Genomic DNA, 19,529 nt, shown 5'->3' on the forward strand with positions numbered 1-19,529 from the left:
TCCTTTTCAATTCAATCTTGGCGGGCCGGTCGGGCCGTAGTCCGGAAATGCTCGATATACCACGGCACGGCGGCGGCTATCCCGTCGGCGAGACGGTGGCTCGGGCGATAGCCCAGAACCGCCTCGGCGTGCGAAATATCGGCCAGGCTGTGACGGACGTCGCCAGCCCGGAAATCCCGATAGAGCGGCTCGCGGGCATAATGGATCTGGTGCGTCGCAAGCGCGTCGCGCAGCAGCGCAAAGAGCTGGTTCAGCGTCGTCCGGTCACCGACCGCGACGTTGCAAACGTCGGCCGTCCCCGCCGTACACGCCCGCGCGGCGCGCAGGTTCGCCTGCACGGCATTGGCAACGAAACAGAAGTCGCGGCTCGTCTCGCCGTCGCCGTTGATCGCGACCTCTTCCTGACCGATCATCGATGCGGTCCATTTCGGGATGACCGCGGCATAGGCGCCATCGGGATCCTGCCGCGGCCCGAATACGTTGAAGTAGCGCAGTCCAACGCTGCCGAAGCCATAGGTGCGCGCATAGACACCGGCATAGAGTTCGTTCACCAGCTTGGTGACCGCATAAGGTGACAGGGGGTTGCCGATCCGATCCTCCCGCTTGGGCAGGTTCGGCTCGTCGCCATAGGTCGAACTGGACGCTGCATAGACGAAACCGGCGACGGCGGCGCGCCGCGCCGCATCGAGCATGTTGAGAAATCCGGTGATATTGGCCGCGTTGGTGGTCGCGGGATCGGCGATCGACCGCGGCACCGAACCGAGCGCCGCCTGGTGCAGCACATAATCGACCCCTGCGACCGCCGCGTCGCATGTCGCCGCATCGCGAATGTCGCCCTCCACCATGTCGAAGCGCGTCCACGCCGCATCGCCGACGAGCGACCGCACCTCATCGAGATTGCGCTGATATCCGGTCGCGAAATTGTCGAGCCCGCGCACATGCTGCCCGTGACGGAGCAGTGTCTCGACAAGGTTCGAACCGATGAAGCCGGCGGCACCCGTCACCAGCCAGCGGCGCGGTTGCGCAAGAAAGTCCAGCATCGCGGCGTCAAACCGGACATCGCCATTCCCAGTCACCCAAATCGTCCTTCCTCGACGCTCATCTGCCCGAACCAGCAGCAAGCGCGTCGATAATCGCATCATTGACCTTGTCCACCGCGAAACGCGACCGCGCGCGATCGAGCGAACGGGCGCCCATCGTGGCGCGCAGATCGGGATCGCGCGCGAGCGCGATCATCGCTTCCGCCAGCGGCTCGACCGTGCCGACCGGGACCAGAAAGCCGTTCTCGCCGTCGATCACGGTTTCGCGGCATCCCGGCGCGTCGGTCGTGACCACCGGACGACCCATCGCCATCGCCTCGAGCGACGATCGCGGCGTTCCTTCGCGATAGCTGGGCAAGACATAGACGCTGGCCCGCGCGATCGCCGGCCGCACATCGTGCAGAAGGCCCAGATACTCGATAGCGCCCTCGCAAAGCTGCAGCACCTCCGCTTCGGCGACCCCGTCGGGGCCGTCGTCGGTGACCCCGACCAGCAGGCACTCGGCCTCGGGAACCGCAGCGCGCACACGGGCGCAGGCCGCCGCATATTCGCGAATCCCCTTCGCGCCGAGCAGGCGGGCGATCATCAGGAAACAGGGTCCGGGCGGCAACGGCGCGGGGGCATAGTGGACCAGGTCGACGCCCGACCCGTGGATCATGCGAACCTTCGACGGATCGTGGAGCGCTCCGGCGGCCGCGAAGTCGCGCACGTCGTCGGGATTCTGGAACAGGATCGCATCATTGCTCCGCAGCGCAAAGCCATAGAGACGGCGCGCAAGCCATTTGACCGCGCGCTGTATCCCGTTCCCCGATGCGGCAAAGGCATAGCCGAGCCCGGTGACCATCGACACCGCGGGGACACCCTTCGTCCGCGCGGCCAGACTGCCCCAGATGTTCGGCTTGATCGTGTAGTTCAGGACGCGATCAGGCGCGATCCCTGCGATCAACCGGCGAAGCGCGGCGAAATAGCGCAGGTCGCTTCCCAGTCCCAATCCGGTCCGTTCAAGCGGCAGCTCGTGCGGTGTGGCGCCCAGCGCCACGATGCGGTCGCGATCGGCGGCGTCGATCGTCGGGGCCGAGACGTGGACCTCGTGACCGCGCGCAATCATCTCCCGGATCAACGGCCCGCGAAAATTGTAAAGGGACGGCGCAAGCGACGCGTTGATCAAAATTCTGGCCAACCGTTCATTCCCTTAGCGTGCGCCGCGCGCCCCCTAGCAAAGCCATCCGGCCCAGTCTATAGGCGCCCCAATGCTGAACTCCCCCGTTGCTCCATGGCCTTGTTTCTCGCAGGAAGAGGCCGACCGCGTTCGCGAGGTCCTGCTTTCCAACCGCGTCAATTACTGGACCGGCCAGGAGACCCGGAGCTTCGAAACGGAGTTCGCCCGCTGGACGCAAAGCCGACATGCGATCGCGCTGACCAACGGCACCGTCGCGCTCGACCTCGCCCTTCAGGCGCTCGGGATCGGCCCCGGCGACGAAGTCGTGGTTACCCCCCGAACCTTCATCGCTTCGGTGTCCTCCGTGATCAATATCGGCGCCACGCCGGTGTTCGCCGATGTCGACTATGACAGCGGCAATATTTCGCCGGCGACCATCGCCGCCGTGCTCACCGACCGCACGCGCGCGATCGTCCCGGTGCACCTCGGCGGCTGGCCCGCCGATATGGACGGCATCATGGCTCTTGCCGCCGATCGGCGGATCAAGGTGATCGAGGATTGCGCGCAGGCGCACGGCGCGCTCGTCGGCAACCGCAGCGTCGGGTCGATCGGGCATGTCGGCGCATGGTCCTTCTGTCAGGACAAGATCATGACGACCGGCGGCGAAGGCGGCATGGTCACCACCGACGACGACGATCTGTGGTCGGCGATGTGGTCGTACAAGGACCACGGCAAGAGCTGGGACGCCGTCTATAACCGCGAGCACCCGCCCGGTTTCCGCTGGGTTCACGAAAGCTTCGGGACGAACTGGCGAATGCTGGAAATGCAGGCGGCGATCGGCCGCATCCAGCTCGGACGCATGGCGGAATGGACCGCGCGCCGGACCGAAATCGCCGACGCGATCCGCGAGGCGCTGGCGCCCTTCCCCGCCGCCGTTCGCGTTCCCGTCGCGCCGCCAGGCATGACCCACGCCTACTACCGCCAATATGCATATGTCCGGCACGACGGGCTCAAAGCCGGCTGGGATCGCGATCGCATCGTCGCCGAATGCAACGCGCGCGGCGCTCCCGTCCTGCATGGCAGTTGCTCGGAAGTGTATCTGGAAAAGGCATTCGACGGAACGCCGTGGCGCCCGGCGCAGCGGCTGGCGGTGGCCCGCGAGCTGGGCGAATTCAGCCTGATGTTCCTCACGCATCCGAGCCAGAGCGACGAGGACGTCGCGATGGTCTGCTCGGTGGTGGCGGGCGTGATATCCGACGCGGCCCGTTAAAGGGCGGAACCGTCCATCGAGCTGTCCTCGCGCTTTCCCGATCCGGTGAAAGCCGGCATCGTCGCGTCGCCGGCCGCGCTGATCCCGTCGCGCCGCACCACCTTGAGCGCGGTCAGCGCGAGAATCCTGAGATCGAGCCCGAACGACCGATTGTCGACATACCAGACGTCCAGCGCGAATTTCTCTTCCCAGCTCAGGGCATTGCGGCCGTTGACCTGCGCCCAGCCGGTCACGCCGGGCCGCACCAGGTGTCGCCGCGCCTGCTCGGGCGAATAGAGCGGCAGATATTGCATCAGCAACGGGCGCGGGCCGACCAGGCTCATCTCGCCGGTCAGGACGTTCCATAATTCGGGAAGCTCGTCGAGAGACGTCGCGCGCAGCCACTGCCCCAACGGCGTCAGGCGCTCGGCGTCGGGCAGCAGACTGCCGTCGGCGCCGACCGCGTCGCGCATCGTCCGAAACTTGATCATCCCGAACGGCGCGCCATGCAGCCCTGGCCGGACCTGACGGAAAAATACCGGCCGCCCCATCTTCAGCGCCACCGCCAGCGCGGTCACGACAATGACGGGCGACAGCAGCAGCAGCGCCAACGCCGCCACCAGCACGTCGACGAGGCGCTTGATCATCGCCTCAACGCGTTTCCGCTATGGCCGCCTTTTTCAGCGGGGCGAGCGACAGGCGATCGAACAGCCAGCGCGCTTCCTCGCGGCTCGCTCCGCTCCCCACCCTCAGATCGAGCAGGACTGCGGGACAATTGGCCGCGGGGACGGTGAAGGCAAGATCGCCCGATACCGGATCGGGCTCTTCGCCGCCGCGGTCGATCGGCGAGCGGATCAGCTTCTCGGCGATCACGCTCTCGGCGCCCTTGGCATCGGCGCAGCTGACGATCGCGCGCACCTCCGCGTCAACCTCGCCCGGTCCGTCGACCGCGCGCCAATGAAGATTATAGGCGCCGGGCCGCAGGACGAGCAGCTTGCGCGCGGCAACACCACCGGCGCCGCTGGACACATACAGCTCCATCAACCGGTCCTTGCCGCCCCCGACAATCGCCGCGCCATAGCTGCCGTCGGTGACGCGCGCCCAGGCGACCGGCGGATATTCCGTGCCCTCGTCGCTGGGAAGCTCGACCTTGCCCAGCGCACCCCGCTGCGCCCCGGGAAGCCGGGGATAGAGACCTTCGACGAGCGCATATTGCCGCTCGGCGCCGAGCTGCCCCATCACCGCCGCATAGACGTTCCGCATCGGCGCGCTGTCGGGAAGCTTTGGGGTCTGGAGAAACAGCCGCGCGAGCGATTTGGCATTTGCCGGCGATGCTGCCGCGCTCGACGCGAAACTTTCGAACCACGGCGTATCGAGGCTCACGAAGCGTTTCATTTCCTTGCGCATGACCGGATCGGCCAGGGTGCGCGCCAGCGTATCGTACATCGGTGGCGAGGCCGCCGGATGGGTCCGCATAATCAGGTCATAACGGTGCAGAACCTGCGGCAGGTCGCGCCGCGCGATCGCGGCGTTGGCAAGCCAGAGCTGCGCGGTGCCGTCGCGGCGCGTCAACCGGACCGCCGCGAGCATCGCGCGCTCGGCCTCGCGCTTCTTTCCTGCCTTGCTGAAAACCATCCCGGCGGTGCGCGGCGCCGCGGCGTTCATCGGCGCAAAGCGCATGGTTTCGCGGGCGCGCCGCATCGCATCCGCTGGCCGGCGAACATCGTCGACCGACCGCGCCCCCTTTGCGATACTGGCCAGCTTGCCATTGCTGTGCTGACCGATCGGTCCCAGTTCCAGCACGGGCCGCTCGAAAATCTGCGCCAGCGAATGGCTGGTCGAAACAAATGCGAAGGCCAGGCCGACGACCGCGATCCCGACGCCCCGCGGCGTAATCGTCGGCAGCGACTCCCGCCACGGGGTCCGGCGACGCGATTTGGATCGATAATTCGCCACTTAGCGCTCCGTCCGCTGTTCGCTGCCCTCGTCCTCTTCCTCGTCGCGACCATAGCCGTAGCCATAGCCATAGCCATAGCCATAGCCGGCATCGCGCGCGCGATACTTGGTCATGACGACACCGAAGATGCGCGCATGGCCCGCGCGCAGGCGGTCGAGGGCGCTGCGCACGCCGCGTACCGGCGTGCGGTGCGCTTCGACGACATAGACGACGCCCTCGACCGACCGCGAAATCGACGTCGCGTCGGCCAGACCCAGCATCGGCGGACTGTCGACGATGACGAAGTCGAACTGCTCGGCGAGCCTGCGGACGAGCAGGCCCATGCGATCGCCCGCCAGCAATTCCGCCGCGCTCGGCGGGATTGGCCCGCCCGGAAGGCAGCTGACGTTGGGCACGTCGGTTTTCAGAACGATCGACTGCAGATTATCGTCGCCCGACAGGAAGTTGCTGGTGCCGCTGTTGTTCGGCAGGTCCAGATAGCGATGGACCGCCGGGCGGCGCATGTCGGCGTCGACGAGTACTACACTCTTGCCGGTACGCGCGAGGGTGGTCGCGAGTGCCAGCGTCGTCGTCGACTTGCCCTCGGCTTCCAGCGTACTCGTGACCATGAAGGTTCGCGGCACGCCGTGATCGGTCGTGAATCCGAGGTTGGAGCGAACGGTAAGATAGGCCTCGTAAACCGACGATTTGGGATCGGCGAGCAACACGCGCGCCTCTTCGTCGGGGCTCGCCGGAATCGCACCCAGCATCGGCACCGACAGCAGCTCGCTCGTGCGGTTGGGATCGCGGATACTCTCGTCGAGGTTTTCGAGCACCAGGACCGCTGCGGTCGCCGCGATGGCGCCCAGAATGAGCGCCAGCGCCAGGTTCAGCGGCAGGTTCGGCGACGACGGCTTGTCGGGAACGACTGCGCGGTCGACGACGGCGATATTGTTCACGCCGACGCCTGCGACGCCGATTTCCTTGTAGCGCTGAAGCAGGCCGTCATACAGCTGGCGGTTCGTGTCGGCTTCGCGCTGATAGATGTTGAACTGGATCGAGGCCGCTTCCTGCTGGTTCAGACGACCGAGCAGCGCATCGACGCGCGAACGCAGGCCGGCCTCGCGCTGACGCGCGGCCTCATATTGCGCGACGAGCGACGTCTGCCCGCGCGCTTCCTCGCGCGCAATCGCCGCGTCGAGGCTCTTCACCTGGTCGCGCAGCGCCTTCGCCGGCGGATATTCGCCATCAAATTGTGCCAGCATTTTCGAGAGCTCGGCCGCCGCCTCCGCCCGCTTGACGCGCAGCTGGTTGATGGCGACTTCCGACTGCTGGTTCGGGTCGCCCAGCGAGCGGCCGCGCGCGGCGATCATTCGTCCTTCGGCCGCGACACGCACGGCGGTGGCCTCGGCAAGCGCGTCGTTCAGTTTCTCGACGTCGGCGGCCACCAGCGTCTTCGTCGTCCGCGTCCGGCCGTCGACCGACTGCTCTTCGGCAAGGCGCACGATCTTCTGCGCCGACGCATATCGCACAAGGTCGCGTTCGCTCTGCTCGAGGCGGCTGCGCAATTCGGTCAGCCGCGACTCCAGGAAGCGCCGGGCATCGGCGGTCGATGCAAAGCGCCGCTCCATGCTCAGCCGGATGAACTGGTCGACCCAGCTATTGGCGATGCGCTGCGACAGTTCCGGCGATGCGCTGGTGAAATTGATGTCGATGAGCGCCGAGCCGCGGATCGGGCTGATCGACACATTGTCCTGAAGCAGCTCGATCGCCACGCGCTCGCGGGCGTTGCGGTCGGCCGCCGCGGTTCCCTGTCCGATGCTGTCGGGATCGACGCCTTGCGAGGCAAAGAATTCATCGGACCGCGCGAGATTCATATCGCGGACGACCCGTTCGGCCAGCGTCCGCGCCTCGAGCAGCGAATATTGCGTCGAATAGAATTCCAGGTCGCGCCCTGCATCGTCCGACTGCAAACCCTCGACATTCGTCACCTTCGCCTGCTGGCGCGAGATTTCGATCCGCGACGTCGCCGTATATTGCGGCGTGCTGAGCAGGGTCACGACGAGCCCCAGCAACACCGCGGCGATGATGATCGCCAGCATCGTCCAGCGATGGCGGAGCAGCATCGCGAAATAGAGACGCAGCACAGAGGTCGCCTTCGAATCGCTGCCCGCCGTCGTTCCGTTGGCGACGGCATCCTCGTTAGCATTGGCCACAGAGAACTGATTCATATGATTTTTTCTATGCCTTAATTGCGTTGGATCAGCGCGATGATCGGCCCGGCGATCAGCGTGCCGGCCTGGACAAGCGTCTGGAACATGCGGCGGCCAACCGATTCGCCGACGACGACGGTATCGTTGGGATAGACTTCGGGATCGGCATAGGCGCCGCGCCGGATCGCCGCGAGATTATAGAGAGCGGCGTAGCGATCTTCGCCGATCGTCCGGAACAGCACGACATCGTCGAGTTTCGCGAATTCCTCGGTGCCCTCGGCCTTTGCGACCGCCTGCATCAAGGTCATGCGACCGACAACCGGGTACAGGCCGGGCTTCGCGACCTGGCCGTCGACGGTCACCACGCGGCTGCGGGGTTCGGACAGGTTCACGCTGACGATCGGGTCGCGAACATAATTCGCCTTCATCTGGGCGACGATCTTGTCGCGAAGCTGCGTGATCGTCAGCCCGTTGGCATCGATCGTCCCCGCGAGCGGCAGCGACATGCGGCCCTCGCCATCGGTGCTGATCTTGCGTTCGTGCAGCTCGTCGATCCCGAGCACGTCGACGAGCAACTCGTCACCGGGCCCCACCAGATACGGCCTCGTCATGCTGCCCGGCTGCACGCCCTCGGGGACCGGCATCGTCGTAGTGTCAAGCACCGTCAGTCCCGGCGCGCCGCCAAGCGACCGCGTCGAGGCGCAGCCGGAAACGAGCAAGACGGCGGCGGCGCAGAACGCCAGTCCGAAGCGACCCATTATCAAATCTCCCTAACCGTGCCAGCGACTAGCCGATTGCCTGAAGGATTACCATCGTTCGCCGCGCCCTGCCGGATTTGGGCAAGCGCCCAGACGATCCAGACCGAGGAGAGCGCCGCGAGGGCGGCCAGCGAGGGGATGCGCAGCGGATAGTCGACCAGGCTGCCAAGACCCAGAATCAGCAGGATCGCGGCGCCGGCCAGACCGTAAAGATGGGTGCGCCCGGCGCGCCCCCCCGCCGCCCGCCGCGCTCTCCACAGCCGGAACGTCGCCCAGACCCAACCACTCGCGGCCGCCAGAATCAGCAGCAGGCCGGGCAGCCCATATTCGAGCATGACCTCTGCGACATCATTGTGGGCGTGATTGAAATAGGCCGTGCCAAGCAGGCGGTCGGGTTCCAGCAGCTTGTAAACCGGGACAAAGCTTCCCCCACCCGAGCCCCACGGGAAGAAACGCCAGATACCGTCCATGATCACCGGCAATGCCTGGAAACGCAGATCGTCGGCGGCGTCGTTCTGGAGCATGCGCTGAAGCGCGGCGGAGCGCGTCGAGAGCGCCGCCACGACCATCATTACCACGGCGGTGCCGGCGACGGTGGCGCCGATGATACGCCGCGAGTGAATGTCCCCGCGCGCGCGGAACCCCTGCTGCGGACGCTGATAGATGACGAACGCGGCGACGAGGCCGACCAGCAGCAGGACGAGACCCGAACGCGACCCCGCGACGAACACCAGCGGAACCACCGCCAGGCCAAGGCCGAGTGCCATCGTCAATTTCGCGCGCTGGCTCTCCGACGAACCGGAAATCGTCGATGCCCAAACCGCAAGCAGCGGATAGAAGCAGGCCAGCAGCATCGCCTGGTGATTGCGGTTGGCGAACAGGCCGACGCCGACCCCGTTGTTGGTGATGCGGTAGAGATAGAGCGGGCTCTTCGCGGGTCCAATCGACTGCAGCAGGCCCAGCAATGCAGAGGCAACGATGATGCCGAGCAGCAGGATGAGGACGGGTCGCGTCGCCGACCGGCCGCTCCATATCATGCCGAGCAGCATCGCAGCCGGCACCGTCAGTGCGAAAAGCTGGTTCCATCCCTCGGTCGGCGCCAGCGTCAACGGCATCCAGCCGGGCTTGACCCCGACGGCGGCCATCGTGTCGACGACGACATCTCGGCCGGGCAGCGCGGTCCACAGTGCCGGTGGCAGCGGGATCAGGTGCAACAGCATCAGCAGCCCGGTTGCCAGCAGGATCAGCGCGGGGCCCCGCGCCTCCGACCAGGTCGACCGCCAGGCGACCGCCGCCAGCGCCACAAACGCGACGGCCGCGATCGGGCGCAGGAATGCCAGCGACAGGACATCGGCGCGCCCGCTCCCGCCGAGCAGGAACACCGCCAGCAGAAATCCCAGGATCCAACGAATGCGCCATCGATCGGAAGCGAATCCGTCCGCGCCATCACGCTTCATTTCCGTCTCATGCCTTTCCGGTCTTGTCCGGCCGTCATTTTGTCTGGTTCAACGTCCCGCCTGTCGTCTCCTATGGACGATCGGCGGCCCGCAATGCCGGCGGGCTTTATCGACAAAGACCCGTCGCGTCGATGGGTTTTGCCAAAGAATTGCCACCGGTTTTCAGCGCTCATGACCGCTCGCGTCGCCCCCCGTCCCATGTCCTACAGAGCGACCCGCCGGTTCGGAGCCGGCTCGGTCAGACCCGCAGCGTCATCTCCGGCATCGGCGTCCGCCGATTCCTGGTCCGTGGCGACATATTCGGGGACCATCAACCGGACGTGCGCCAGGGCGCCGGCGGCATCTCCACGCCGCAGCCGGTCGGCCAGAATAGCGAGTTGCGGTTCGGTTTCGGCCCACGGCCGGAAATGTTCATGGGCCTGCAGGATGCGCGGGTGATCGGTCTGTCGCGGCGAATTGCCGATGAGCAGTTCCTCATAGAGCTTTTCGCCCGGGCGCAGGCCGACTTCGACGATTTCGATATCGCCCTCGGGGTTGGCTTCGTCGCGAACCGTCAGCCCGGTCAGGTGGACCATGCTGCGCGCAAGGTCGATGATCCGCACGCTCTTGCCCATGTCGAGCACGAACACCTCGCCGCCGCGCGCCATCGCCGCCGCCTGGATGACCAGCGTCGCGGCCTCCGGAATGGTCATGAAATAGCGCGTGACCTCGCGGTGCGTCAGGGTGATCGGACCGCCTTGGGCGATCTGCTGCTTGAACAGCGGCACCACCGAGCCCGACGATCCCAGCACGTTGCCGAAGCGGACCATCGAGAAACAGGTCTGCCCCCCTTCGTCCGCGATCGCCTGGAGAACCAGTTCGCAGACCCGCTTGCTGGCGCCCATGATGTTGGTCGGCCGCACCGCCTTGTCGGTGCTGATGAGGACGAAGCTTGTGACGCCCTCGGCCTTCGCGGCAAGCGCCGTGTGCAGGGTTCCGAGGACATTGTTCGCGATTCCCGCGATCGGGTTTGCCTCGACGAGCGGCACATGCTTGTAGGCCGCGGCATGGAACACCGTATCGGGGTGGTGCATCGCCATGACGCGCCCGATCGCGTCGCGGTCGGCGACATTGGCCAGTTCGGGTACCAGCTCGATGGCGCCCGCCTCGCCCCGCAGTTGCAATTGCCAGCCGATTTGCTGCTCGATCGTATAGAGGCCGAATTCGGACATCTCGACCAGGATCAGGCGCCGCGGCCGCAACGCGGCGATCTGGATCGCCAGTTCGCTGCCGATCGATCCGCCGGCCCCGGTGACCATCACGACCTTGTCGGTAATCGTCGCTTCCAGAAGCTCCTGACGCGGGGGAACCTGGTCGCGACCGAGCAATTCCTCGACCTCGACGTCGCGCAGATCGTTCAGCGTCACGCTGCCATCGATGATTTCGCCGAAACTCGGCAACGTCCGCACATGGACGCTGAGATTGGCCATGGTTTCGATGATCTGGCGGCGGCGGTTGCGCGACAGTTCGGGAATCGCGAGCAATATCTCGTCGACATGCAGGCCGCCGACCAGCGCCTCGATCGTGCCGCTGTCATAGACGGGTATGCCGTCGATCAACTGTCCGTCGAGACGCGCGTCGTCGGACAGAAAGGCGACGAGCCGCGCCCGCGGCTCGTGGCGAAGCGCCAGCGCCAGCTGCTTCCCCGCCCACCCGGCGCCATAGATGCAAACATTGCGTCGCTCTTCGCTCGAGTTCGCCAGGGCGACGAACTCGGTCAGCACGAACCGGATGGCGAGACGCGAGACACAAAGAAGCGACAGGAAAATAATCGGGAGCAGCAGCCCCATCGTCCGCGGGACGCCCTGCACCCCCATGATCGTGAAGATCACGACAGTCGGAATGGCAAGCAGTGCGCAGGTGATCGCGAGTCCGGCCATGGTCCGCCCGCCGGCGAAGCGCAGCAACGAGGCGTAGGTCCGACGCCACAGGACGAGCGGGAACCAGAACAGCATCGCAACCAGCACAAGGACGATCGGCCCGTGTCCGGCGAAATTCCATTCGCCGGTGCGCAACAGCCAGGCAAACCAGACGGCAGCGATCAGCAGCACGACATCCATCAGGACGGCGACCCATTGGCGTTCGGCCCGGGGGCGGTGGGCCAGCCATCCGACAAGTCGGACCAGACCGGCCTCCAACGTGCGCAACATTATCCTGCCCGTCTGTCTTGCGGCGCCGACACGCCCACGCGGCCCGGTCGAACCCCGGCGTAGAGCTGGCCGCCACCCGTTACCTCGATGCGATCGCTGGCCATCAGCCGCCTTCCGCTATTGCTGCGCCCCCGCCCTTGCGGACGGGTAAGGGTTTCGGCAGGCCGAGGCAAGATCGGACCTTCGGTGAACGAACACTATTCAATGTCTTAGGCCGTGGCCGAAAGCAGCCAGCGCTGCTCCATCTCGAATCCTGCGGCGGTCAGCACGCCGCTGCGAAAGGCGCCCGTGTCGATGCCAAGGCGGTTCTCCCGCTCGTCCGGCGCCTCGGTGATGGTATGGCCATGAACGACGAAACGGCCGTGATCGCGTTCGTCGTCGAGAAACTCGTCGCGGATCCAGCGCAGGTCCGATGCCCGCTGGAGCATCAGCGGAACGCCGGGCCGCACCCCCGCGTGCACGAACAGATAGTCGCCGACCTCGATCTGGTCCTCGCCATTTTTCAGGAACTCGACGTGCGCGGCCGGCACCGCCGCTTGCAACCTCTGCGAAAGCTGCGGAAAATCGAGCGCCAGATAGTCGTCGCCAACGATGCCATAGCTGTTGATCGTCTGTTCGCCGCCGATCCGCGTAAAGAAGCGCAGCGCCTCGATCGACCCTTCGAGCGCCTTCAGGAACACTTCCTCATGGTTGCCGATCAGCAAGTGCACCCGATCGAACGGCGCGCCGAGCGACATCGCCCGATCGATGACCGCCGCTGAATCGGGGCCGCGATCGACAAGGTCGCCGAGCAATATAAGCGTCGTCTGCGCCGGACCCCGCGCCGCATTGTCGCGGACGATCCCGTCGAGCAGGCGCGCAAAAAGATCGTCGCGACCGTGCACGTCGCCGATGGCATAGACGCGCCGGCCATCGGGAATTTTCGGCTGCGGCCGCAAATCTTCGGCGGGCCGGCGCTTGAAAAAGCCTAGAAACGACATGAGTAAATGATCAACAATCCCGTAGGCGATGCAATATTAAACGCAAAAGCGGCATCTGCAAGCGGCGCGCCGGTGCACGACGCGCGCTCCGAGGTCAAGGCCGTTTCGTTATCTCGTAATCCCGGTGAGTTAAGCCGCCGACAACCAGTTTTCGCCTAAAGGGGCAAAATATGGTTGAAGTGGACCCGATGACGAACGAATCCCGATCGCCGCGCATTTTCATCGTCTTCGGAACGCGTCCCGAGGCGATCAAGATGTTTCCCGTCGTGCACGCCCTTCGGGCCCGGACCGCCGTCGATACGCGCGTCTGCGTCACGGCCCAGCACCGCGAGATGCTGGATCAGGTGCTTGATATCTCCCGTATAGCCCCCGATTTCGACCTCGACGTCATGACCCCGAACCAGTCGCTCGATGCGCTGCTTGCGCGGCTGGTGACCGGTCTTGGCGAGATTTTCGATCGCGAAACGCCCGACCGGATTCTCGTCCACGGCGACACGCTCACGACGATGGCGGCGACGCTTGCAGCGTATTTCCGCAAGATCCCGGTCAGCCATGTCGAGGCGGGGCTGCGCAGCGGCGACATCTATCATCCCTGGCCGGAGGAAGTGAACCGCAAGGTCGCGGGCGCGGTCGCCGACCTGCATTTCGCGCCGACCGAAACCGCGGCCGCCGCGCTTCGCGCCGAAAATGTGCCAAGGGAGCGAATTCACGTCACCGGCAACACGGTCATCGACGCCCTGCTCGCGACCAGAGCGCGGATCGAGGAGGAGCCCTCGCTCGCCGCCGGCCTCGATCCGCTTGCTGCGCGGTTCGCGGGCAAGCGCATCGTCGCCGTCACCTCGCATCGGCGGGAAAATTTCGGCGACGGGATGCAGGCGATCGCCGAAGCGATTGCCGGAATCGCCGCGCGCGACGATGTCGCGGTGATCTTTCCGGTCCATCCGAACCCTCATGTTCGCAATGCGATGCAGCCCATTCTTGGCAATCTGTCGAATGTCGCGCTGATAGACCCGCTCGACTATCCGCATTTCGTGCGCCTGCTCGGCCTTAGCGATCTCGTCCTGACCGACAGCGGCGGCGTGCAGGAGGAGGCGCCCTCGTTCGGCAAGCCCGTGCTCGTGATGCGCGAGACGACGGAACGCCCCGAAGGGATCGAGGCGGGCACCGCGCGGCTCGTCGGCACCGACAAAAATCGCATCATTTCTGAAATTTTCAGTCTTTTGGACAATGAAGCCGCCTATAACGTCATGGCCCGCGCCCATAATCCCTTCGGCGACGGCAAGGCGGCGGACAGAATAGCGGAGATCGTAGCGCGTGCCCATTGACAGCGAACAGAAGGTCACCGTCCTCGGCCTCGGTTACATCGGCCTGCCGACCGCCGCGCTGATCGCGCGATCGGGCAGCCGCGTCACCGGCGTCGATGTCAGCCGCCAGGTGGTCGACACCGTCAACAGCGGCAAGGTGCATATCGAGGAGGTCGATCTCGACGGCCTCGTGCAGGGCGTCGTGTCGCGCGGGACGTTGACGGCATCGACCGAGGTTGCGCCTGCCGGCGTGTTCGTGATCGCGGTGCCGACCCCGCACGACGCGGAGCACCGCCCCGACATCAGCCACGTTCTCTCTGCCGCGCGCGCGATCGCGGCGCACCTCGAAGCGGGCAATCTCGTCATCCTCGAATCGACCTCGCCCGTCGGTACGACCGAAAAGGTCGCCGCGCTGCTCGCCGAACTTCGCCCCGACCTCAAGGTTCCGGGCGCCTGCACCGGCGCCGCCGACATCTTCGTCGCCTATTGCCCCGAGCGCGTGCTGCCCGGCCGCATCCTCGTCGAGCTGGTCGACAACGACCGCTGCATCGGCGGCATCACCCCGCGCTGCGCGCGCCGCGCGATGACTTTCTACCGCCAGTTCGTCCGCGGCGCGTGCGTCACCACGACCGCGCGCGCCGCGGAAATGGTGAAACTGGTCGAGAACAGCTACCGCGACGTCAACATCGCCTTCGCCAACGAGCTGTCGATGATGGCCGAGGAGATGGGCGTCGATGTGTGGGAGGTCATCCGCCTCGCCAACCGGCACCCGCGCGTCAACATCCTGCAGCCCGGCCCCGGCGTCGGCGGCCATTGCATCGCGGTCGATCCCTGGTTCCTCGTCCACGGCGCGCCCGAGCACAGCCGCCTGATCCGCACCGCGCGCGAGGTCAATCTGGCCAAGACCGCGCATGTGATCGGCGCCGCCGAAATGCTGGTGTCGCAGCATCCGCAGGCGCGCGTCGCCTGCCTCGGCCTCGCCTTCAAGCCCAACATCGACGATTTCCGCGAAAGCCCCGCGGTCGAGGTCGCCGCCGCGCTCGCCCGCCGATTCGGCCCGCAGATCCGCATCGTCGAGCCCTATGCGCGCGGCCTGCCGATAGACTTTGCGGGGACCGGCGCCGAGCTGATCGACCTCGACAGCGCGCTGGCGCAGTGCGACCTGCTCATCGTCCTCGTCGACCATGATCTCTTCAAGTCGATCCCGCTCGAAGAGCGCGGCGACAAGATCGTCTATGACACGCGCGGCCTGTGGCCCGACCAGCCGAACTCGGGTGGGGGCAACCGCCTCTACCGCGCCGCTTGACGCCGCTTCGGCAACCTCGCACGCTCGGCCCGATGCTGACCCGCCTCGCCCCCGTTCCCGTCGAAAAGCCCTGGGGTCGCACCGATCTTCCGGCCGCGTTCGGCGCTTTCGGCGGACGGCGGATCGGCGAAATATGGTTCACCCTCCCCGCCGGCGCCGATGCGCCGATCATGGTCAAATTCCTCTTCACCTCCGAACGGCTGTCGATCCAGGTCCACCCCGACGATGCCGCCGCGCGCGCGGCCGGCTTCGCGTCGGGCAAAGAGGAGTGCTGGCTGGTGCTCGACGCCCACCCCGACGCCGAACTCGGGGTGGGACTGAAGGCCGAGACGACGGCCGAGGCGCTGCGCGCGGCCGCACTCGACGGGTCGATCGTCGACAGGATCGACTGGCGCCCCGCCGCCACCGACGACTTCGTCTATAACCGCGCGGGCACCATCCACGCGATCGGCGCAGGCCTGATCGTCGTCGAGGTGCAGCAGAATGTCGACTGCACCTACCGCCTCTATGACTATGGACGCCCGCGCGAACTGCATCTCGACGCCGGGATCGCCGTTGCCGAGATGCGGCCCCGTCCCGATCCGCGCGACGGCCGCGTCGCGGCAAGCCGAAGCCGCCTTCTCGTCGACGGCCCGCATTTTCGCCTGCTGCACCTCGCCGGACCGGACGTCGCCGCCGATCTCCCGCGCGATGCCGAAGCCTATATCTTCGTGCCGCTGTCGGACGGCTGCAGCATCGAGGGGGAAGCCGTCACGCTCGGCGAATGCATCGCGACCGACCGCGCCGACACGATCGCGCTGGACTCCGGCGCCCGCGCGCTGCTGTGCTGGCCCGCATGACGATCGTCCCCGTCATCCTGTCGGGCGGCACCGGCACGCGCCTCTGGCCCGTATCGACGAGCGAGGCGCCCAAACAGTTTCAGCCGCTGATCGGCGACGGCGACATGTTCCGCCAGACGCTCGCCCGCGTCGTCGACCGCACCCGCTTCGCGCCGCCGCTCGTCGTCTGCGGACCGGCGCATGTCGTGCATGTCGAGGCCGATCTTGCGGCATCGGGCGTCGCCGACGCGGCGATCATCGTCGAACCCGCTGCGCGCAACACCGCTCCCGCGATCGCGCTCGCCGCCCTTGCCCGCGATCCCGCCGCGCTGATCCTCGTCATGCCCGCCGACCATCTGATGACCGATGTCGCGGCATTCTTGCGCGCGGTCGATACGGCGCGCGCCCCGGTCGAAGCGGGTGCGCTCGCGACCTTCGGCATCGCGCCCGCGCACCCCGAAACCGGCTATGGCTATATCGCGGCGGGCGAAGCCGTCGCCACTGGCGTCCACCGCGTCCGCCGCTTCGTCGAAAAGCCCGCGCGCGACAAGGCGGAAGCGATGCTGGCCGAGGGCGGCCATTACTGGAATGCCGGCATCTTCCTGATGCGCGCCGATCGCTTCCTCGACGAACTGGAGCGGCAGCAACCGGCGATCGCCCGCGCCTGCGCCGCCGCAATGGCCGCATCGCGCTCGGACGGCCACCTGATCCACCCCGATCCGCAGGCCTTTCTCGCCAGCCCGTCGCAATCGATCGACTATGCGGTGATGGAGGGCGCCGAACAGCTCGTCGTCGTGCCCGTCGATCCCGGCTGGTCCGACGTCGGTGGCTGGGCGGCGCTTTACGACCTTGCCGACAAGGACGAGGACGGCAACGTGCGCATGGGCCATGTCGTCGCGCTCGACGCGCACGGCAATTACCTCCGCGCCGACGGCGGCAAGCGCCTCGCGGTGGTCGGCGTCTCGGACCTGATCGTGGTCACGCTCGGCGACGATGTGCTGATCATCCCGAAGGACCGCGCGCAGGAGGTCAAGGCGATCGTCGAATATCTGGCCGCGAACCCGCCGCCGACGGCCTGACGTCCCCTCCCGCAGGCGCGCGCCTTGGCCCTCCCCTTGCGGCGCCCCCGCCCATCGCCCATATCCGCCGCATGACCAATCCCCATGCGCAAAGTGCCGCGCCCTGGCACGGAACCACCATCCTTTCCGCCCGCAGTGCCGACAAGGTCGTCGTGATCGGCGACGGCCAGGTCTCGATGGGCCAGACGGTGATGAAACCGAACGCCAAGAAAGTCCGCCGCCTGCACGACGGCAGCGTCATCGGCGGCTTCGCGGGCGCCACCGCCGACGCCTTCACCCTGTTCGAACGCCTCGAAGCCAAGCTCGAACGCCACAATGGCCAGCTCCTCCGCGCTGCGGTCGAGCTTGCCAAGGACTGGCGCACCGACAAATATCTCCGCAATCTGGAAGCGATGATGATCGTCGCCGACAAGGAGGTGACGCTCGTCATCACCGGCAACGGCGACGTGCTCGAACCCAAGGGCGGGATCGCCGCGATCGGATCGGGCGGCAATTTCGCCCTCTCGGCGGCGCGCGCGCTCGCCGACTATGAAAAAGACCCCGAGGTGCTGGCACGGAAGGCGATGGAAGTCGCCGCCGACATCTGCGTCTATACCAACGACCAGTTCACCTCCGAAACCATCGAAATCCGGAAATAAGCATGAACAAGGATCTGACTCCGAAGGCCATCGTGGCCGCATTGGACACGCATATCATCGGCCAGGCCGCCGCCAAGCGCGCGGTCGCCGTCGCGCTGCGCAATCGCTGGCGCCGCCAGCAGCTTGCGCCCGACCTGCGCGACGAGGTGAGCCCCAAGAATATCCTGATGATCGGCCCCACCGGCTGCGGCAAGACCGAGATTTCCCGCCGCCTCGCGAAGCTCGCCGACGCGCCCTTCATCAAGGTGGAGGCGACCAAGTTCACCGAGGTCGGCTATGTCGGCCGCGACGTCGAACAGATCGCCCGCGACCTCGTCGAGGAAGCCGTGCGGCTCGAAAAGGACCGGCGCCGCGAAGCCGTGCGCGCCGCCGCCGAGGAAGCCGCGATGGAGCGGCTGCTCGACGCGCTCACCGGCAAGAGCGCGAGCGAGGCGACGCGCGAAAGCTTCCGCCAGCGCTTCCGCGACGGCCACCTAGTCGACAGCGATGTAGAGATCGAGGTCGCCGACGCCCCGTCGATGCCGTTCGAACTCCCCGGCCAGCCGGGACAGGTCGGGATGATCAACCTCTCCGACATGCTCGGCAAGGCACTCGGCGGCGGGCCGAAAAAGCGCCGCCGTATGAAGGCGATGGAGGCGTGGAAGCGCCTGCTCGAAGAGGAGCAGGACAAGCGCCTCGACCAGGACGATGTCGCGCGCGTCGCGCTCGCCGATGCCGAAGCGAACGGCATCGTCTTCCTCGACGAGATCGACAAGATCGCGGTCAGCGACGTGCGCGGCGGCTCGGTGAGCCGCGAGGGCGTCCAGCGCGACCTCTTGCCGCTGATCGAAGGCACGACGGTTGCGACCAAATATGGCCCGATGAAGACCGACCATATTCTCTTCATCGCCTCGGGCGCCTTCCACGTCGCGAAACCCAGCGACCTGCTCCCCGAACTGCAGGGCCGCCTGCCGATCCGCGTCGAGCTCGGCGCGCTGACCGAGGAGGATTTCGTCCGTATCTTGAGCGAAACCAAGGCGGGCCTCCCCGAACAATATGCGGCGCTGCTGGGCACCGAGGGCGTTACCTTGAACTTCAAGCCCGAGGCGATCGCACGCGTCGCGAAGCTCGCGGCCGAGGTGAACGAAAAGGTCGAGAATATCGGCGCGCGCCGCCTCCAGACGATCATGGAGCGGCTGGTCGAGGAAATCAGCTTCACCGCCGAGGACGCCCCCGGCACGACGCTCGACATCGACGCGTCCTACGTGGACAAGCAGCTCGCCGATGTGGTCGGCGACACCGACCTCAGCAAATATGTGCTGTAACGTGGGGTGACCGGTATCGAGCGGTTGCGGCCACATGATCCTCCCCGCTTGCGGGGAGGGGGACCGCCGAAGGCGGTGGAGGGGGCTGGCGTCCTGAAG

Annotated in this window: 16 protein-coding genes; 7 read left to right on the forward strand and 9 right to left on the reverse strand. The window is 66.4% G+C overall.

What is annotated here, in order from left to right:
- Nucleotides 1–11: 11 nt before the first annotated feature.
- Nucleotides 12–1,076, reverse strand: a complete 1,065-nt coding sequence (locus J1N50_RS09440) for an SDR family oxidoreductase (protein WP_343227862.1) — start codon at nt 1,074–1,076, stop codon at nt 12–14.
- A 22-nt stretch (nt 1,077–1,098) separates the two neighbouring features.
- Nucleotides 1,099–2,220 carry a glycosyltransferase family 4 protein gene (locus J1N50_RS09445; RefSeq protein ID WP_246553299.1) on the reverse strand — a complete coding sequence of 374 codons (1,122 nt, stop codon included), beginning with the start codon at nt 2,218–2,220 and terminating at the stop codon, nt 1,099–1,101.
- A gap of 70 nt (nt 2,221–2,290) precedes the next feature.
- Here J1N50_RS09445 and J1N50_RS09450 point away from each other — a divergent pair, with 70 nt between their 5' ends.
- Complete coding sequence (locus J1N50_RS09450) at nt 2,291–3,469, forward strand: DegT/DnrJ/EryC1/StrS family aminotransferase (protein WP_215353284.1); 1,179 nt, start codon at nt 2,291–2,293, stop codon at nt 3,467–3,469.
- On the opposite strand, the gene J1N50_RS09455 is transcribed toward J1N50_RS09450, so the two are convergent.
- From J1N50_RS09455 to J1N50_RS09485, 7 genes are all read right to left on the reverse strand, one after another.
- Entirely contained in the window at nt 3,466–4,095 is a 630-nt protein-coding gene (locus J1N50_RS09455; RefSeq protein WP_215353285.1) for a sugar transferase, read from the reverse strand. The genes J1N50_RS09450 and J1N50_RS09455 overlap by 4 nt on opposite strands.
- Before the next feature lie 4 nt (nt 4,096–4,099).
- Nucleotides 4,100–5,404, reverse strand: coding sequence for a tetratricopeptide repeat protein (locus tag J1N50_RS09460; protein WP_215353286.1), 1,305 nt, complete (start codon nt 5,402–5,404; stop codon nt 4,100–4,102).
- The gene (locus J1N50_RS09465; RefSeq protein WP_215353287.1) at nt 5,405–7,615 is read right to left on the reverse strand and encodes a GumC family protein; all 2,211 of its coding nucleotides are present in this window, start codon (nt 7,613–7,615) and stop codon (nt 5,405–5,407) included.
- A 17-nt stretch (nt 7,616–7,632) separates the two neighbouring features.
- On the reverse strand, nt 7,633–8,355 hold the full coding sequence (locus J1N50_RS09470; RefSeq protein WP_215353288.1) for a polysaccharide biosynthesis/export family protein: 723 nt from the start codon (nt 8,353–8,355) through the stop codon (nt 7,633–7,635).
- A gap of 2 nt (nt 8,356–8,357) precedes the next feature.
- Nucleotides 8,358–9,812, reverse strand: a complete 1,455-nt coding sequence (locus J1N50_RS09475; protein WP_215353289.1) for an O-antigen ligase family protein — start codon at nt 9,810–9,812, stop codon at nt 8,358–8,360.
- A 203-nt stretch (nt 9,813–10,015) separates the two neighbouring features.
- Entirely contained in the window at nt 10,016–12,001 is a 1,986-nt protein-coding gene (locus J1N50_RS09480; RefSeq protein ID WP_215353290.1) for a polysaccharide biosynthesis protein, read from the reverse strand.
- A 209-nt stretch (nt 12,002–12,210) separates the two neighbouring features.
- Entirely contained in the window at nt 12,211–12,981 is a 771-nt protein-coding gene (locus J1N50_RS09485) for a metallophosphoesterase family protein (RefSeq protein WP_215353291.1), read from the reverse strand.
- Nucleotides 12,982–13,151: 170 nt separating this feature from the next.
- Between J1N50_RS09485 and wecB the strand changes: the two genes are divergently transcribed.
- The 6 genes from wecB to hslU all read left to right on the forward strand — a co-directional run bounded on the left by wecB (nt 13,152) and on the right by hslU (nt 19,430).
- Nucleotides 13,152–14,306 carry a non-hydrolyzing UDP-N-acetylglucosamine 2-epimerase gene (gene wecB / locus J1N50_RS09490; protein WP_246553301.1) on the forward strand — a complete coding sequence of 385 codons (1,155 nt, stop codon included), beginning with the start codon at nt 13,152–13,154 and terminating at the stop codon, nt 14,304–14,306.
- Nucleotides 14,296–15,591: a UDP-N-acetyl-D-mannosamine dehydrogenase gene (gene wecC / locus J1N50_RS09495; RefSeq protein WP_215353292.1), complete on the forward strand. Its 1,296-nt coding sequence runs from the start codon at nt 14,296–14,298 to the stop codon at nt 15,589–15,591. The genes wecB and wecC overlap by 11 nt, the downstream gene beginning before the upstream one ends.
- The gene (locus tag J1N50_RS09500; RefSeq protein WP_246553303.1) at nt 15,588–16,430 is read left to right on the forward strand and encodes a class I mannose-6-phosphate isomerase; all 843 of its coding nucleotides are present in this window, start codon (nt 15,588–15,590) and stop codon (nt 16,428–16,430) included. Before wecC ends, J1N50_RS09500 begins: the two co-directional genes overlap by 4 nt.
- Nucleotides 16,427–17,488, forward strand: a complete 1,062-nt coding sequence (locus J1N50_RS09505) for a mannose-1-phosphate guanylyltransferase/mannose-6-phosphate isomerase (RefSeq protein WP_215353293.1) — start codon at nt 16,427–16,429, stop codon at nt 17,486–17,488. The genes J1N50_RS09500 and J1N50_RS09505 overlap by 4 nt, the downstream gene beginning before the upstream one ends.
- Before the next feature lie 71 nt (nt 17,489–17,559).
- A complete protein-coding gene (hslV, locus tag J1N50_RS09510; RefSeq protein WP_215353294.1) occupies nt 17,560–18,126 on the forward strand; it encodes an ATP-dependent protease subunit HslV in 567 nt (188 codons plus the stop codon).
- Between the two features lie 2 nt (nt 18,127–18,128).
- Nucleotides 18,129–19,430: an ATP-dependent protease ATPase subunit HslU gene (gene hslU / locus J1N50_RS09515; protein WP_215353295.1), complete on the forward strand. Its 1,302-nt coding sequence runs from the start codon at nt 18,129–18,131 to the stop codon at nt 19,428–19,430.
- Nucleotides 19,431–19,529: the final 99 nt, after the last annotated feature.

The sequence above is a fragment of the Sphingopyxis soli genome (assembly GCF_018682675.1).
Taxonomy (GTDB): Bacteria; Pseudomonadota; Alphaproteobacteria; order Sphingomonadales; family Sphingomonadaceae; genus Sphingopyxis; species Sphingopyxis soli.